At 64.9% G+C, this 15,751-nt stretch carries 15 protein-coding genes; 8 read left to right on the top strand and 7 right to left on the bottom strand.

The window, feature by feature from the left end; genetic code table 11:
• Nucleotides 1-6: 6 nt before the first annotated feature.
• Entirely contained in the window at nucleotides 7-2,442 is a 2,436-nt protein-coding gene (locus ACGLHS_RS29035; protein ID WP_394485297.1) for a DNA translocase FtsK, read from the bottom strand.
• A 96-nt stretch (nucleotides 2,443-2,538) separates the two neighbouring features.
• A complete protein-coding gene (locus tag ACGLHS_RS29040; RefSeq protein ID WP_093245859.1) occupies nucleotides 2,539-3,213 on the bottom strand; it encodes a Crp/Fnr family transcriptional regulator in 675 nt (224 codons plus the stop codon).
• A 180-nt stretch (nucleotides 3,214-3,393) separates the two neighbouring features.
• On the opposite strand from ACGLHS_RS29040, the gene trxB reads away from it, so the two are divergent.
• The 3 genes from trxB (at nucleotide 3,394) to rpmG (ending at nucleotide 5,045) form a co-directional block, all read left to right on the top strand.
• Nucleotides 3,394-4,344 (top strand): thioredoxin-disulfide reductase, encoded by a 951-nt coding sequence (trxB, locus tag ACGLHS_RS29045; RefSeq protein ID WP_394485298.1) that lies wholly within the window; start codon nucleotides 3,394-3,396, stop codon nucleotides 4,342-4,344.
• A gap of 282 nt (nucleotides 4,345-4,626) precedes the next feature.
• Nucleotides 4,627-4,860 (top strand): 50S ribosomal protein L28, encoded by a 234-nt coding sequence (rpmB, locus tag ACGLHS_RS29050; protein ID WP_007830293.1) that lies wholly within the window; start codon nucleotides 4,627-4,629, stop codon nucleotides 4,858-4,860.
• Between the two features lie 11 nt (nucleotides 4,861-4,871).
• Entirely contained in the window at nucleotides 4,872-5,045 is a 174-nt protein-coding gene (rpmG, locus tag ACGLHS_RS29055) for a 50S ribosomal protein L33 (RefSeq protein ID WP_007830291.1), read from the top strand.
• Between the two features lie 168 nt (nucleotides 5,046-5,213).
• Here the strand turns inward: rpmG and ACGLHS_RS29060 are convergent, their stop codons facing one another.
• The 3 genes from ACGLHS_RS29060 to ACGLHS_RS29070 form a co-directional block, all read right to left on the bottom strand.
• Nucleotides 5,214-6,428, bottom strand: a complete 1,215-nt coding sequence (locus ACGLHS_RS29060; protein ID WP_093245863.1) for a fatty acid desaturase — start codon at nucleotides 6,426-6,428, stop codon at nucleotides 5,214-5,216.
• Nucleotides 6,429-6,560: 132 nt separating this feature from the next.
• Nucleotides 6,561-7,832: an RsmB/NOP family class I SAM-dependent RNA methyltransferase gene (locus tag ACGLHS_RS29065; protein WP_394485299.1), complete on the bottom strand. Its 1,272-nt coding sequence runs from the start codon at nucleotides 7,830-7,832 to the stop codon at nucleotides 6,561-6,563.
• Between the two features lie 41 nt (nucleotides 7,833-7,873).
• Complete coding sequence (locus ACGLHS_RS29070) at nucleotides 7,874-9,727, bottom strand: M48 family metallopeptidase (protein ID WP_394485300.1); 1,854 nt, start codon at nucleotides 9,725-9,727, stop codon at nucleotides 7,874-7,876.
• Nucleotides 9,728-9,777: 50 nt separating this feature from the next.
• On the opposite strand from ACGLHS_RS29070, the gene ACGLHS_RS29075 reads away from it, so the two are divergent.
• Nucleotides 9,778-10,011: a DUF1653 domain-containing protein gene (locus tag ACGLHS_RS29075; protein WP_093245869.1), complete on the top strand. Its 234-nt coding sequence runs from the start codon at nucleotides 9,778-9,780 to the stop codon at nucleotides 10,009-10,011.
• 67 nt (nucleotides 10,012-10,078) lie between these two features.
• Here ACGLHS_RS29075 and ACGLHS_RS29080 read toward each other — a convergent pair whose 3' ends face one another.
• Both ACGLHS_RS29080 and purN read right to left on the bottom strand, forming a co-directional pair.
• Nucleotides 10,079-10,393 carry an I78 family peptidase inhibitor gene (locus ACGLHS_RS29080; protein ID WP_093245871.1) on the bottom strand — a complete coding sequence of 105 codons (315 nt, stop codon included), beginning with the start codon at nucleotides 10,391-10,393 and terminating at the stop codon, nucleotides 10,079-10,081.
• 36 nt (nucleotides 10,394-10,429) lie between these two features.
• On the bottom strand, nucleotides 10,430-11,026 hold the full coding sequence (purN, locus tag ACGLHS_RS29085) for a phosphoribosylglycinamide formyltransferase (RefSeq protein WP_394485301.1): 597 nt from the start codon (nucleotides 11,024-11,026) through the stop codon (nucleotides 10,430-10,432).
• A gap of 162 nt (nucleotides 11,027-11,188) precedes the next feature.
• Here purN and ACGLHS_RS29090 point away from each other — a divergent pair, with 162 nt between their 5' ends.
• The 4 genes from ACGLHS_RS29090 to ACGLHS_RS29105 all read left to right on the top strand — a co-directional run bounded on the left by ACGLHS_RS29090 (nucleotide 11,189) and on the right by ACGLHS_RS29105 (nucleotide 15,750).
• Nucleotides 11,189-12,370 carry an acyl-CoA dehydrogenase family protein gene (locus tag ACGLHS_RS29090; RefSeq protein ID WP_093245875.1) on the top strand — a complete coding sequence of 394 codons (1,182 nt, stop codon included), beginning with the start codon at nucleotides 11,189-11,191 and terminating at the stop codon, nucleotides 12,368-12,370.
• 12 nt (nucleotides 12,371-12,382) lie between these two features.
• Nucleotides 12,383-13,498, top strand: coding sequence for an acyl-CoA dehydrogenase family protein (locus ACGLHS_RS29095; protein ID WP_093245877.1), 1,116 nt, complete (start codon nucleotides 12,383-12,385; stop codon nucleotides 13,496-13,498).
• 83 nt (nucleotides 13,499-13,581) lie between these two features.
• Nucleotides 13,582-14,946, top strand: coding sequence for an alpha/beta fold hydrolase (locus ACGLHS_RS29100; RefSeq protein WP_394485302.1), 1,365 nt, complete (start codon nucleotides 13,582-13,584; stop codon nucleotides 14,944-14,946).
• 15 nt (nucleotides 14,947-14,961) lie between these two features.
• A complete protein-coding gene (locus ACGLHS_RS29105; RefSeq protein WP_394485303.1) occupies nucleotides 14,962-15,750 on the top strand; it encodes an enoyl-CoA hydratase in 789 nt (262 codons plus the stop codon).
• Nucleotide 15,751: the final 1 nt, after the last annotated feature.

The following is a 15,751-nucleotide window of genomic DNA, read 5'->3' on the forward strand; positions in this document are numbered from 1 at the left end:
CGCGAATTACTCCGTGCGCGCGGGCACCAGGATTTCGCGCTGGCCGCTGCCGCTCATGGCGCTGACCAATCCGGCCTTCTCCATGTCTTCGACGAGGCGCGCGGCGCGGTTGTAGCCGATCTTCAGATGGCGCTGCACCAGCGAGATGCTGGCCTTGCGGTTCTTGAGCACGACCTCGACCGCCTGGTCGTACATCGGATCTTTCTCGGCGTCGCCGCCACCACCCAGCATGTCGCCGTCACCATCGCCATCGACGGTGCCGCCTTCGAGCACGCCTTCGATGTAGTCAGGTTCGCCCTGGCTCTTCAGGTAGGCGACCACGCGGTGCACTTCCTCGTCGCTCACGAAGGCGCCGTGCACGCGCACCGGCAAGCCGGTGCCGCTGGGCATGTAGAGCATGTCGCCCATGCCGAGCAATGCTTCGGCGCCCATCTGGTCGAGGATGGTGCGGCTGTCGATCTTGCTCGACACCTGGAAGGCGATGCGGGTGGGGATGTTGGCCTTGATCAGGCCGGTGATCACGTCGACGCTGGGACGCTGCGTGGCCAGGATCAGGTGGATGCCGGCGGCGCGCGCCTTCTGCGCGAGGCGGGCAATGAGCTCTTCGATCTTCTTGCCGACGACCATCATCAGATCGGCCAGCTCGTCGATCACGACGACGATGTGCGGCTCGCGGCGCAGCGGTTCCGGATCGTCGGGCGTGAGGCTGAAGGGGTTGTAGATGAACTCCTCGCGCGCCTTGGCTTCGTCGATCTTGGTGTTGTAGCCGGCCAGGTTGCGCACGCCGAGCTTGCTCATGAGCTTGTAGCGGCGCTCCATCTCGGCCACACACCAGTTCAGGCCGTGTGCAGCCTGTCGCATGTCGGTGACCACGGGCGCCAGCAGGTGCGGAATGCCTTCGTAGACCGACATTTCGAGCATCTTCGGGTCGATCATCAGCAAGCGAACATCGCGTGCCTCGGCCTTGTAGAGCAGCGACAGGATCATGGCGTTGATACCCACCGACTTGCCCGAACCGGTGGTACCGGCCACCAGCACGTGCGGCATCTTCGCGAGGTCGGCCACCACGGGGTTGCCGATGATGTCCTTGCCGAGGCCCATCGTGAGCATCGACTTGCCTTCGTTGTAGACCTGCGAGCCCAGGATTTCGCTGAGCTTGATCGACTGGCGCTTGGCGTTCGGGAGCTCGAGCGCCATGTAGTTCTTGCCCGGGATGGTCTCGACCACGCGGATCGACACCAGCGAGAGCGAACGCGCGAGGTCTTTGGCGAGGTTGACGATCTGCGAGCCCTTGACGCCGGTAGCGGGCTCGATTTCGTAGCGCGTGATCACCGGGCCCGGCGAAGCCAGCACCACGCGCACTTCGACGCCGAAATCCTTCAGCTTCTTCTCGATCATGCGCGAGGTCATCTCGAGCGTGTCAGGCGACACCGTTTCCTGGCGCACCAGCGCGGCATCGAGCAAATCGACCTGCGGCAGCTTGCTGTCGGGCAGTTCCTTGAAGAGCGGCTTCTGGCGCTCCTTGACGACGCGATCGCTCTTGGGCACTTCGGTCATCGCGGGCTCGATCTGCACGGGCGGTGATGCGACACGGCGCTTGGGGCGCGGCTCGATGTGGATGTCGTCCTCGCCGTCGCCGAACACAGGCGATTCGAAATTCGTGGACGACGGTTCGCTGCCCTTGCCCGAATCGCCGCGCGTGAAGGCCGGTTCGTCGGCCTCGGCACGCTCGCGGGCGGCCTGCTTGCCCATGGCGATATCGGCCGCCATTTCGCGCTTTTCGCGACGCGACTCGAACAGCGAATAGACGCGCGCGCCGATGCGCTCCGCAATCAGGCTCCACGAGAAACGGAACACCAGCGCCGAGCCGACCACGCCGAGGGCGATGGCCACCAGCGCGGAGCCCGTGAAGCCCATCCAGCGGACACTCGACGGCCCCACCAAGTAGCCCAAAGCACCGCCGCCAGAGCCGGGCAGATGGGATTCGAGGCGGTACAGGCGCGACCACTCGAGCATCGTGCTCGCGCACAGCAACAGGATGAGGCCGAACCAGAATGCGATGCGGCTGCGGTTGAAGCGCCCCTTCACAGGCTGTTCGGCAGGAGCCTCTTCGCCGCCGCGCAGCCAGCTCGCCAACGACGAGAGCCACGCGCGCAAGCCTGCGGCGAGGCACCACCAGACGGAATAGCCCGCCAGGAAATAGCTGCCGTCAGCCAGCCACGCGCCGATGCGGCCACCCCAATTCTTGATGTCGCCACCGGTGCCCGAGGTTGACCACGCGGCATCGGAGGGCGTGAAGCTCAGCATCGCGAGCAGCCAGAACAACAGCGCCGCAAACCCTGCAATCAGCGTGATTTCGTGGGCGAAGCGCATGGCGCGCACGCGCACAGGTTGCCCTTCGGCAGCAGAAGAAGATTGAAGCGTATTGAGCGAATAGGTCATGAAAAACACGGCGCCCGACCCAAAAAATCGGGAGCCGGACGCACGAACACTACAACAAAAGGCCCGGCCGCCCGAAGCCGGCCCGGCCCCGGAGGCTCAGGCGAGAGACAGGAGCCGTTCCTTGACGATCATGGAGCCGTCATCCTGGGTCTGCACGAAGCCACGCTCTTCGAGGTCTTTCATCACGCGGCTCACCATTTCGCGTGAGGCGCCGACCATCTTGGCCAGATCCTGACGGGAGATCTTGTCGCGGACCTTGAGGTTGCCCGCGCCGTCCTCGACGGCGAATTCGAGCAGCGAGCGCGCCACGCGGCCATAGACGTCCATCAGCGCCAGCGACTCGATCTTGCGATCGGCGTGACGCAGGCGCTGCACCAGGCCGCGCATGATGTTGTAGGCCATCGAGGAGTTCTCGGGCAGGCAGCGCGCAAAGGCGTCGCGGCCCAGCATGAGCACGTCGCACTGGATTTCGGTGCGGACGGTGGCCGAATGCGGCTCGTCGTCGATCAGGCTCATTTCGCCCAGGTAATCGCCGGGATGCAGCGTGGCCAGGATCACTTCCCGGCCGCGACTGTCGGCGCTGGTGACGCGAGCGCGACCAGTCAGGATGATGTAGAGCGCATCGGACTTCTTGCCCTGCTCCACGACAACTTCAGCACGCTTGAAACGCTTCTTGATGATCGCATCCGCGATGCTTGCGGACTGCGTGGCAGTCAGCGACGCGAACAAAGGAACGCGCCGAAGCAATTCAAGGTTGGACAGCATCGACATTTATCAATCCCTGCTACAGCGCGCGGAGGGGTCCAAAAGACAAGCCAATGGATTACTACAATCGCGCGCATTGAAAACACCGTGCACCCGGTGTTGAACCGAGCGGTGATACTCCACATATATCGCTACCACCCTGAAAATGTACACGCTGAAGCAGCGTATATCCTAGGTTTTCTACTCATGTCTGCTCCCCAACACGCCAAGGTTTTAATTCTCGGCTCCGGCCCGGCCGGATATACCGCCGCTGTCTACGCAGCGCGCGCAAACCTTCAGCCTTTGCTCATTACCGGCATCGCCCAAGGTGGTCAACTGATGACGACCACCGAAGTCGACAACTGGCCGGCCGACGTGCACGGCGTGCAAGGCCCGGAGCTGATGCAACGCTTCCTGGAGCACGCGGAGCGCTTCAAGACGCAGATCGTGTTCGACCACATCAACAAGGTCGACCTGAGCAAGCGCCCCTTCACCCTCACCGGCGACAGCGGCACCTACACCTGCGATTCGCTGATCATCGCCACCGGTGCATCCGCCAAATACCTGGGCCTCGATTCGGAAGAGAAGTTCATGGGCCGCGGCGTTTCCGCGTGCGCGACCTGCGACGGCTTCTTCTACCGCGAACAGGAAGTCTGCGTGATCGGCGGCGGCAACACGGCTGTGGAAGAAGCGCTTTACCTCTCCAACATCGCCAACAAGGTCACGCTGGTTCATCGCCGCGACAAGTTCCGCGCCGAACCGATCCTGATCGACAAGGTCATGGAAAAAGTGGCCGAAGGCAAGATCGTGCTGAAGCTGCACAACCAACTCGACGAGGTGCTGGGCGACGGTACGGGCGTGACGGGCATCCGCATCAAGAACACGCAAACCGGCGCGACCGAGCAGATCGATCTCAAGGGTTGCTTCATCGCCATCGGCCACCATCCGAACACCGACATCTTCCAGGGCCAGCTGGAGATGAAGGACAACTACATCGTGACACGCTCGGGCCTGAAGGGCTTCGCGACCATGACCAGCGTGCACGGCGTGTTCGCGGCCGGCGATGTGCAAGACAACATCTATCGCCAGGCCATCACGAGCGCCGGTACGGGCTGCATGGCGGCACTCGACGCACAGCGCTTCCTCGAAGAGCAGTAAGCCAACGCGGTCCACGCTGCGCGCCGCCTCCGGCGGCACTTCGCCTTTTCTGCGAAACCTGCGGTTCAGCCAAGCTGGATCGCAATGCTCCAGCCCCAGGATCGCGCAGGCGGCAAAAGAGCTATAATCCGAGGCTTTGCCGAAACAGGGTCCACCTCCCACCGGGGTCGGATTGCGGCAAAACCGGGGTACCGCCACCCGTTTCTGGCGAGGTCAAGCTGCAAAACACCCTGCAATCGCCACGATTGCGCCGGTGCCAGCTGTTCAAGAAAGAGTGTCCACATGGCACGCGTATGCGACGTAACGGGCAAAGGCCCGATGGTCGGAAACAACGTTTCCCACGCCAACAACAAAACCAAGCGCCGGTTCCTGCCGAACCTGCAATATCGCCGTTTCTGGGTCGAGACTGAAAACCGCTGGGTTCGCCTGCGCGTTTCGAGCGCTGCACTGCGCCTGATCGACAAGAACGGTATCGACGCCGTGCTCGCAGACCTGCGTGCACGCGGCCAAGCTTAAGGAGCTGAATCATGGCAACGAGCAAAGGCGGACGCGAAAAGATCAAGCTGGAATCCACCGCGGGTACCGGCCACTTCTACACGACCAGCAAGAACAAGAAGACGATGCCCGAAAAGATGTCGATCATGAAGTTCGACCCGAAGGCGCGCAAGCACGTCGAATACAAGGAAATCAAGCTGAAGTAATTCAGTCTCGGTTTTCCCAAACAAAAAACCCGCTGTTTACCCAGCGGGTTTTTTGTTGCCCGTCATTTCCTGCACCACCCTACTCCAAAGACAGCCGAATACGGCGGGCATGAAAAAGCCGACCCTCAGGTCGGCTTTCAATTGAGCGGGGCGTAAGCCTCCTTGGCGTCAGGCGCGTGCAGCGCGCAGGCGGGTCGAAAAGTCGCGCAGCCCGGCAATACCGCTGGCTTCCGCCCGATGACACCAGGCCGCCAGATCAGCCGCCAGTTGCTCGCGCGACTGCGAGGTGTTCAGCCAGAGCTGACGCAGCTCTTCGCGCATCGTGACCATCTTGTCGAGCACGGGGTGAGCGGCGCGAGCCTGCACGACATGCGAGCGAGCCGATGCAGGCACCTTGTCGTCGTCCCGATGCAGCCAGCGCTTGGCCGCCTTGAGCACCGACAGGTCGGCACCCTTGGTCTTCAGCGCCTCCAGCTCCTGGCTCGTAGCACGGCGCATCTCGCGGGCATAGCCAGCCATGACTTCATAGCGGTTGGCAATGACGGCCTCGAGCGTCTTTTCGTTGGCAACAGGCTGGATATCGCCCATCTGCATCTTCGGCGGCACCTTCTTGACCTTGGCCCAGCCGATCTTCTGCATCATCTGGATGTAGATCCAGCCGATGTCGAACTCGTACTTCTTGACCGAGAACTTGGCCGAGGTCGGATAGGTATGGTGGTTGTTGTGCAGCTCTTCGCCACCGATGATCAGGCCCCAGGGCATGATGTTGCGGCTGGCATCGGGCGCCTCGAAGTTGCGATAGCCCCAGTAGTGGCCAATGCCGTTGATGATGCCGGCGGCAGTGATCGGAATCCAGAGCATCTGCACAGCCCACACGGCCATGCCGAGCGTGCCGAACAGCGCCAGATTGATGACCAGCATGAGGCCGACACCTTGCCAGCTGTAGCGCGTGTAGAGGTTGCGCTCGATCCAGTCATCGGGGGTGCCGTGACCGTAGCGCTCCATCGTTTCCTTGTTCTTCGACTCGGCACGATACAGCTCGGCGCCGCGCCAGAGCACTTCGTCGATGCCCTTGACTTGCGGGCTGTGCGGATCGTCGACGGTTTCGCACTTGGCGTGGTGCTTGCGGTGAATGGCAACCCATTCCTTGGTCACCATGCCGGTGCCGAGCCACAGCCAGAAGCGGAAGAAATGCGAGGGGATCGGGCCCAGATCCATGGCCCGGTGCGTCTGCGTGCGGTGCAGGAAAATCGTGACCGCCGCGATGGTGATGTGCGTGGTGACGAGCGTGTACAACACGATTTGCCACCATGTGAGATCCCACAAGCCGTGTCCGAGCCATTCGATGGCCGCATTCAGAACGGCAGAGTCAGGAAGCAACATTGAGTCAGGTACTCCATGGCCACACGAAGGTGCAGCCTTTAGATAACCGGCGATTTTAAGACGGGAGGGCCAAAACGAGGCCTTTTACCCTTCCAGAAAAGCACTGATTAACCCTAGATTGGAGTCCCCTGCCTATTTGCGGTTCCACACCGCGGCGAAGAAACCGTCGGTGGCATGGCGATGCGGCCACAGCCGCAGGTAGCGCCGGCCATCCGATCCGCCAGCGCAAAGCGCCTCGAAACCCTCCACTTTGAGCCCCTGAAGCAGTTCCGCGGCGTCCATCGGCTCGAAATCGGGGTTGGCGGCACCAAAGGCCTCGGCGATGGCTTCGTTTTCCTCCGGCAGCACGCTGCAGGTGGCGTAAACCAGCCGGCCGCCCGATTTCACGAGCCGTGCCGCGCTCTGGAGAATCGCCGTCTGCTTGACCGTCAATTCCTCGACCGATTTGAGCGACTGACGCCATTTCAGGTCCGGATTGCGCCGCAGCGTACCCAGCCCCGAACAAGGCGCATCGACCAGCACGCGGTCGATCTTGCCGGCCAGCCGCTTGACGCGGTCGTCGCGCTCATGGGCGATCGCGGCCGGATGAACGTTCGAGAGCTTGCTGCGCGCAAGCCGCGGCTTGAGCGCATCGAGCCGATGCGCCGAGGTGTCGAAGGCATAGAGACGGCCGGTATTGCGCATCGTCGCGCCGATGGCCAGCGTCTTGCCGCCAGCTCCGGCGCAAAAGTCGACCACCATTTCGCCGCGCTTGGCATCCAGCACGAGCGCCAACAGTTGCGAGCCTTCGTCCTGCACCTCGACGGCGCCGCGGGCAAAAGCATCCAGCTTGGTCAGCGCCGGCTTGCCGTCGATGCGCAAGCCCCAGGGAGAAAACGGTGTCGCTTCCGATTTGATAGCAGCCTTCGCAAGCTCCGCCTTCACATCGGCCCGTTTATCGGTCAGCACGTTGACGCGCAGATCGAGCGGCGCCGGCTGCTGCAGGCTTTCGACCAGCGGCCAGAAACCGTCGCCCAGTTGGGCCTTGAGCGGTGCCACCAGCCACTCGGGCAGGTTGTGGCGATGGCGCTCGAGCAGGTCTTCCGGCTTGACGGCGTCGCAGTTGTCGAGCCAGCGCTTCTCGGTGTCGTTGAGGGCGCTCTTCAGAAAATCGCGCGGGCCGTAAAAGCCCAGGATCGCCATGCGGCGCTCTTTCGAGCCGCTGCCCGAAGGCGAGAGGTGATCGAACAGCAGCTTCTTGCGAAGCACGGTGTAGACAGTCTCGGCAAGCGTCGCGCGCTCGCGTGGGCCGAACTCGCGGTGGTCGCGGAAAAAGCGCGAAACGACCTGGTCGGCGGGGTGATCGAATTTCAGGACAAGGCCCACCAGATCGGCGGTGGCCTCCAACAGGGCTTTGGGGTGCATCCCCCGATTGTCTCAGCCAGCCGGCCCCGCGACCCGAAGCGCTACGCCTGGCGTGTCCAGAGCGTTCCGAAAGCCTGCCGCTCGATGTCTTCCAGGGTGGGCGAATGGCCGACCCACAGCACCAGCGCAGCACCCGGCAAGGTCAGGGTGTGCTCCAGCTGGCGGCACAGTTGCCAGCGGTCGTCGTCGTCCAGACCCGGCAGTTCGATGAACACGATGTAGGCGCGCCGCCACGGAAATTCGCGCAGGTTCTTGCGCACCAGCCAGGCCCGCGACGCGGGCAGGCAGCGCACGAGGTCGGCCCGCAGTTCCCCCAACTCGTAGTCGTTCAGGTCGTGCCGCGAAATCTGGCTGAAAAAGGGCGTGCCGGTAATCTCCTCCCAGGCGCGCGCCTCGGCTTCTTCGGCGTCCTTCAACCGGCCACGCCAGAGCTTGAGCGCTTCTTCGTCGTGCACGCCGGCATCGGGGTCTTCGAGCGTGGCGACGGCGCTCTTCGCCGCCCACCAGCGGCTGGCGGCGCCGGACTGGTGCAGCCGCTCCAGCACAGCGAGGCGTGTGGCGCGATCACTGGCCGGCAGCATCTGAACCAGCCCGCGCAGCGCGCCCGGGTGTTCCGGCGCGATCCTCAAGGCGCTTTCATAGCGGGTTCGCACGGGCGCCGACGGGTCGAGGCGCCGCTCCGAATCGGCCCACTCGACCATTTCATCGGGCGTGTTGTGCTCGCCACGCGCCGCGAGCACGGCGATGCGCTCGCGGATGCGCGACCTGTGCGCGTGGTGCTGCTTCCAGTCGGAGGCATGCGCGCGGCGCCACTGGTTGTCGAAATACTCGATCCACTTCTTGCGATCGGCCAGCAGTTCCAGCGCCGGCCGCACCGACCATTCGGGCAAGACGGCTTTCTGGTCCAGCGCCTCCAGCCGGTCGCGCAAGACCGGATGGGTGTCGTCCAGATCGCTGACACGGCGCATTGCGTCGCGCAGCGCCTGGCGCGCGAATTCATCGCTCGGCGGCGTGCGGACGCGCTTGCGCAAGGCGGCGAACGGCCCGGGCGGCTGCGGCTCGTGCTCAGCGCGCGCCCAGTGCCAGGGCCAGAACTCGTTGGCGTACCAGTTGCCCTTGATCGCGATCTCGGTCAGCGCGGCGGCCGCCACCGGCGCGCCCAGCAGCCGGCCTGAAATGCGGTCGGCCTCGTACTCGTCCTGCCGCGCGAGCGCGAAGGTCTTGGCGGCAAAGCGCGGGAAATACCAGCGGAAGAAGGCCTGCGAGAAAAGCGCCATCACGCCTTCGTCGCGTTGCAGGTTGGCGTCGAGCTTGAGCCACGACAACCGCGTGCGATAGATCCAGGCGCTCAGCTTACCGTGGTTGCCGCGCAGGTGGCCATATTCATGCGCCAGCACCGACAGCAGCCGGCGTCGGTCCAGCATCATCAAGAGCGGCAGGCCGATGCTCAGGGAATTGACCGCGCCGCCGAACAGCCCGAAGCGCGGCACCTGCCGGATGCTGGCGTTGAATTCGTCGTCCAGGTAGACGTGGTGAACCGGCGGCCCCTTGATCCTGGCGCGGATGCGGTCCAGCGCCTCGAAGAGCGCGGGCGCGTCTTCGCGGGAAAGCTCCTGGCCCTCGGGCTCCTCGAAGCGCACCCAGAGCGCCCGCACCGTGGCCCACAGCAAGCCGGCGGCAAACAACAGGAGCCAGCCCCGCATCAAACCGAAGCGCTCGCGATCGAACGACGAAATCACCCAGACAATGATGCCCACCGCGAGCCCGAGGCAACCCAGCACCCACAGGTAGCCGAGCGCGGCAAAGGCCGCGACGCCACGGCGATAGCGCGCGCTGTCGTCCGCACTGGCATGCTCGCTCAGCCGAACCAGGTGAACAAAATCAGCGCGATCCATCCGCCTCCGTCAAATCAAGACCCGACAGTTTTTGAAGAAAGAAGCCCCCGTTGAACGACGACGACCTGCCACCCCTGATCGAAACACCTCCCGGCCGCTATCGCCACTACAAAGGCGGCGAATACGAGGTGATCGGCACCGTGCGCCACAGCGAAACCCTGGAGCCGATGACGCTGTACCGCGCCTTGTATGGTGCCCATGGACTCTGGGTCCGGCCTGCCGCGATGTTTGGCGAAACCGTCGAGATCGACGGCACGCTGCGGCGAAGGTTCACCCCGATCTAGTCCGGCAGGCCTGTTGCGGGCGTCCTGCCTTCGTGGGTTGCTATATTTTCAATAGCAACCGTTTCCATCAACCGCAGCGGACGTCGGTGACGCGGTTGCGCGCGTCGACATCGAGATTGAGTCGCCCGCCATTCAATTCCGTCGTGGCCGCTTCGTCCGGCTTCAGCACGCGCACAACGCCGGCGCCGGCGCGCACACGGGCGGCGGCTTCGAGTTGAGGTGTCAATGGCTGGCCGACGGCGAACCGGGCGCCGTCCGCGTTGCACTGGTAGACCGGTTCTGGCGGCGGCGCGGGCGCCGGAGCGGGTGCGGGCGCCGGAGCGGCACAGGCCGCCAACAGGGCGGCACCGGCAACGGTCAGCAGCAGCGATTGGGTTTTCACTTCAAACTCCCGGAAAACCCGCGAATATAAACAAAATTAGCGAATGTGACCCGATGTATCTGCCAGCCATCCGGCGATGGCACGTGGATACAACAGGTGTTCCTGCGCCAGCACCCGGCCCGCCAGCGTGGCCGCCGTGTCGCCTGGCAGCACGGGCACCACGGCCTGCGCCAGGATCGGCCCGTGGTCGAGTTCGGTGGTCACCTGGTGGACGGTCACGCCGGCCACCTTGCAGCCGGCCTCGATGGCGCGCTGGTGCGTATGGAGCCCCGGAAATGCCGGGAGCAGCGAAGGATGGATGTTCACCAGCCGGACGGCATAACGCCCGACGAAGCCCGGTGTCAGGATGCGCATGAACCCCGCCAGCACCACCAGCGTCGGCGTGTAGCCGTCGACAACTTTCGCCAGCGCCTCGTCGAAGGCCTCGCGGGTGGCGAAGTCCTTATGGGAGACGACGGCGGTGTCGATGCCATGCGACCTGGCCAGCGCCAGCCCGCCCGCCTCGGCCTTGTTGCTCACGACCGCCGCGATGCGCGCGCCGAATCGGTCGGCCCAGCGGTCGCGCTCGGCGGCGCGCACGATGGCCGCCATGTTGGAGCCGCCGCCGGAAATCAGGATCACGATGTTCTTCATGGGAGGCGGGATTATCCGTGCCCCCGATTCCGCCCTGGCCAGCGCACCGTTGTCACGGCTTGTCGCCGCGCGGACACCGTTTCACAGCACGACCGTGCTAAAACTCGTGGTTCCGGAGACACACCGCGTCTGCGGTGAACCGATCAACACAGCGAGGCACGCATGGATTTGAGCTTCACACCCGAAGAACAGAAGTTCCGCGAAGAGGTTCGCGCCTGGGTCAAAGAAAACCTTCCCAAAGAGATTTCGCACAAGGTGCACAACGCGCTCGAACTGACGCGCGACGATCTGCAGAACTGGGCCAAGATTCTTGGCAAGAAGGGCTGGCTGGGCTACGGCTGGCCGAAGGAATTCGGCGGCCCCGGCTGGACCGCCATCCAGCGCCACCTGTTCGAAGAAGAAACCGCACTGGCTGGCGCGCCGCGCATCATCCCGTTCGGCCCCGTCATGGTGGCCCCGGTGATCATGGCCTTCGGCAATGCCGAGCAGCAAAAGCGCTTTCTCCCCGGCATCGCCAGCGGCGAAGTCTGGTGGAGCCAGGGCTACAGCGAACCCGGCTCGGGCTCCGACCTGGCCTCGGTCAAGACCAAGGCCGAGCGCAAGGGCGACAAGTACATCGTCAACGGCCAGAAGACCTGGACCACGCTCGGCCAGTACGGCGACTGGATGTTCAACCTCGTGCGCACCAGCAACGAAGGCAAGCCGCAGACCGGCATCAGCTTCCTGCTGCTCGACATGAAGTCGCCCGGCGTCACCGTGCGTCCGATCAAGCTGCTCGACGGCGGCCATGAAGTGAACGAAGTGTTCTTCGACAACGTCGAAGTGCCCGCCGAGAACCTGATCGGCGAAGAGAACAAGGGCTGGACCTACGCCAAGCACCTGCTCTCGCACGAGCGCACCAACATCGCCGACGTGAACCGCGCCAAGCGCGAACTCGAACGCCTCAAGCGCATCGCCAAGAGCGAAGGCGTCTACGACGACCAGCGCTTCCGCGACGAGATCGCCAAGCTCGAAGTCGACATCGTCGCCCTCGAAATGATGGTGCTGCGCGTGCTCTCGGCCGCGACCTCGGGCAAGAACTCGCTCGACGTGGCGGGCCTGCTCAAGATCCGCGGCAGCGAGATCCAGCAGCGCTACAGCGAACTGATGATGCTGGCCGGTGGCCCGTATTCGCTGCCGCTGATCCGCGAAGCCATGGAAGCCGGCTGGCAAGGCAACTTCCCGGGCGGCAATCCGGCCATCGCGCCGCTGACGTCGACCTTCTTCAACATGCGCAAGACCACCATCTACGGCGGTTCGAACGAAGTGCAACGCAACATCGTCGCGCAGACGGTTCTGGGCTGAGGAGACACGCATATGGATTTCAATTTCACCGACGACCAGGAACAACTGCGCGACGCCGTTCGCAAGTGGGTCGACAAAGGCTATGACTTCGAACGCCGTCGCGGCATCGAGGCCAAGGGCGGCTTCTCGCGCGAGGCCTGGGACGAACTGGCCGAACTCGGCCTGGGCGGCCTGTACATCAGCGAAGACGACGGCGGCCTGGGCATGGGCCCGGTGGCCGGCATGGTCGTCATGGAAGAACTGGGCCGCGGCATCGTGCTGGAGCCCTTCGCGCAGACGCTGATCGCCGGCGCGGTGCTCAGCGGCTACGCCGACGCAGGCACCAAGGAAGGCTGGCTGCCGCGCATCGCTGGCGGCCAGGCCATCGTGGTGCTGGCCTACCAGGAGCGCAAGGCGCGCTACCGCCTCGACGTGTGCGACGCCCACGCCGCCAAGACCGGCACCGGCTGGTCGCTGAACGGCGCCAAGAGCGTGGTGCCCGTGGGCGACGAAGCCGACGCGTACCTCGTGCCCGCCAAGGTCGACGGCAAGATCGCCCTCTTCCTGGTCGAGCGCAGCGCCAGCGGTGTCGAAGCGCGCGGCTACGGCACGCAGGACGGCGGCCGCGCGGCCGAAGTCGTGTTCGACAAGGCCGACGCGACGCTGATCACGCTCGACGGCCTCGCTGCCCTCGAATACGCGGTCGACGTCGGCATTGCCGCCACCTGCGCCGAAGCCGTCGGCGTGATGGACAAGACGGTTGCCGTGACCATCGAATACATGAACCAGCGCAAGCAGTTCGGCGTGGTCATCTCCAGCTTCCAGGCGCTGCGCCATCGCGTCGCCGACATGAAGATGCAGCTCGAACTGGCGCGCTCGATGAGCTACTACGCCACGCTCAAGCTCAACGCCCCGGCCGAAGAGCGTCGCCAGGCGCTGGCGCGCGCCAAGTACCAACTCGGCGTGTCGATGCGCTTCGTGGCCGCCAATTCGGTGCAGCTGCATGGCGGCATCGGGGTGACCGACGAATACATCGGCAGCCACTACTTCCGCAAGCTCACGCAGCTCGAACTGACCTTCGGCGACACCCTGCACCACCTGGGCGAAGTGTCGGCCCGCATGCAGGACACCGCCGGCGTCTTCGCCTGACGGCCTTTTTCCCCTAGCATCCAACGCCCACCCGCCTTGCGCCGGTGGGCGTTTTAACTTGGAACCCAGCCCAGGATCGAAACATGCCATCACGCCGCACCCTCCTTGCCCTCGCCCTCCTCGGGACCGCATCGACCACCGCCATGCTGACCGCTTGCGCCACCGCGCCCTCGCCTTCGTTCACCGAACGTCCGCCGATCGTGTTCATGCACGGCAACGGCGATTCGGCGGCGCTGTGGCAAACGACGATCTGGCGCTTCGAGTCGAACGGCTGGCCGCGCGACCGGCTGTTCGCGGTCGACCAGCCCAATCCCCTCGCGCGCGACGACGATGCCGTTGCGCAGCCGGGCCGCAGTTCGACCGGCGAGTCGGCCGTCTTCCTCAAGGCCCAGGTCGACAAGGTGCTGAAGGCCACGGGTGCCAGCAAGGTGGTGCTGATCGGCAATTCACGCGGCGGCAACACCATCCGCAACTACGTACAGAACGGCGGCGGCGCGGCGGTGGTGAGCCACGTGGTGCTGGGTGGCAACCCCGCACACGGCATCTGGGCGGTGAAGGGCTTCCGCGAGAACAACGAGTTCTCTGCGCTGTCGGGCTTCATGCAGCAGCTCAATGCACCGAAGGGCCCGAACGGCGAAGAAGTCACGCCCGGCGTGAAATGGCTGACGCTGCGCTCGGACAACAACGACAAATACGCCCAGCCCGACGGCGTGTGGATCGGCGCGCCCGGCAAGCCGACCAACATCGGCTTCGACGGCCCGGCGCTCAAGGGCGCGACCAACATCGTGCTGCCGCGCGTCGACCATCGCGAGACCTCGTTCTCGCCCGCCGCATTTGCGGCGACGTGGCAGTTCCTGACCGGCGAGGCGCCGCGCACCACGGCAGTGGTGGCCGAGGCCAACGTCGTGCTCGATGGTCGCGCGATCGGCGCCGAAAACCTCTCGCTGAACGGCGGGCAGGTGACGGTGTTTGCCGTCGACCCGGCCACGGGCGTTCGGCGCGGCGACGCGGTGCACACCAAGAACATCGGTGCGGATGGCCGCTGGGGCCCGTTCAGTGCGCGCGGCGACACGGCCTACGAGTTCGTCCTCAGTGCACCGGGCTACGGCACCACGCACATCTACCGCAGCCCGTTCCCGCGCAGCAGCGGCGTCGTGCACCTGCGCCCCGAGCGCATCGTGCCGGCCGATGACGGCGCCAACGCCGTCGTCGTCTTCACCCGGCCGCGCGGCTACTTCGACGCACAGCGCGACACCATGCGCTTCGACGGCCAGAGCCCGCCGGCGGGCGTGCCGCCCAAGGGCGCGGGGGTGGCGACTTCGCGGCTGCGCATTGCCGCCAGCGCGCCGCAGCGCGCGGTGACGGGCGAGTTCAACGGCGAGCGCATCACCGGGCTGACCTGGCCCGCCGCCAAGGAGCACACCACGGTGCTCGAGCTGACTTACTGAGCGAGGCGCGCCACCGTGTCCGACGCCTCCGCCCCTTTCGTGCTGGCCACGCGCGATGCGCGCGGCGTGGTCACGCTGACGCTGAACCGCCCAGCTTCGTTCAATGCGCTCTCCGAAGGGATGCTCGGCGCGCTCGAACAGGCCATCGGCGAGATCGCGGCCGACGCTACCGTGCGCGCAGTCGTCATCGCAGCCGCTGGCAAGGCTTTTTGCGCGGGCCACGATTTGAAGGAAATGCGCGCCGAGCCCTCGCTGGGGTACTACCAGCAGCTCTTCGAGCGCTGCGGCGCAATGATGCTGTCGATCCAGCGGCTGCCCGTGCCGGTGATCGCGCGCGTGCATGGCATCGCGACGGCGGCGGGCTGCCAACTGGTCGCGGTCTGCGATCTGGCGGTGGCGTCGAGCGACGCGCGCTTTGCGGTCAGCGGCGTGAACATGGGGCTGTTCTGCGCCACGCCGAGCGTGACGCTGTCGCGCAACCTCGGGCGCAAGGAAGCCTTCGAGATGCTGGTGACGGGCGAATTCATCAGCGCGCAGGAGGCCCGCGAAAAGGGCCTGGTCAACCGGGTGGCTGCGCCTGAGGAACTCGATGCCGCGGTCGAGTCACTGGTGGCCAGCATCGTTGCCAAGCCGCGCCAGGCGCTCGCGCTCGGCAAGGCCTTGTTCTATCGCCAGCTCGAAACCGGCATCGAAGCCGCGCTGGCCGACGCCAGCCAGACCATGGCCTGCAACATGATGGACGAGAGCGCGCTCGAAGGCGTTCAGGCCTTCATCGAGAAGCGCCCGCCGGACTGGAAGCGCTGAA

The sequence above is a fragment of the Variovorax sp. VaC1 genome, from assembly GCF_043658315.1.
Lineage (GTDB): Bacteria > Pseudomonadota > Gammaproteobacteria > Burkholderiales > Burkholderiaceae_C > Variovorax.